This is a genomic window from Bacillus sp. LR--39 (assembly GCF_053613335.1).
Map to the genome: position 1 here is coordinate 1 of NZ_JBSIOT010001721.1, position 500 is coordinate 500.

Below are 500 nucleotides of genomic sequence, written 5' to 3' on the forward strand. Positions count from 1 at the left end.
GAGCAAGGATTACGTCTACCGTGCATGTCGGCAAACAATGGAACAATGCTGCGTGGAACGGTGTCCAGATGGTATACGGGGATGGAGACGGTTCGAAATTTAAGCCGCTGTCTGGATCGCTCGACATTGTCGCGCATGAAATCACACACGCAGTCACACAGTATTCCGCCGGTCTTTTATATCAAGAAGAACCCGGTGCATTAAATGAGTCCATTTCTGACATTATGGGCGCGATGGCTGACCGTGATGATTGGGAGATCGGCGAAGATGTCTATACTCCTGGTATTGCAGGAGATTCATTGCGGTCATTGGAGGACCCATCTAAGCAGGGAAATCCAGATCATTACTCGAACCGCTACACAGGAACAGAGGATTATGGCGGAGTCCATATCAATTCGTCCATTCACAATAAAGCAGCTTATCTTCTTGCAGAAGGAGGCGTGCACCACGGTGTACAGGTTGAAGGGATTGGGCGTGAAGCAAGTGAACAAATTTACTAT

The 500-nt window shown here is 48.4% G+C and carries 1 pseudogene; it reads left to right on the forward strand.

The features are described 5' to 3' along the window. A pseudogene (nprB, locus tag ACWHAR_RS32775) lies at positions 1–500 on the forward strand (neutral protease NprB); the annotation flags it as partial.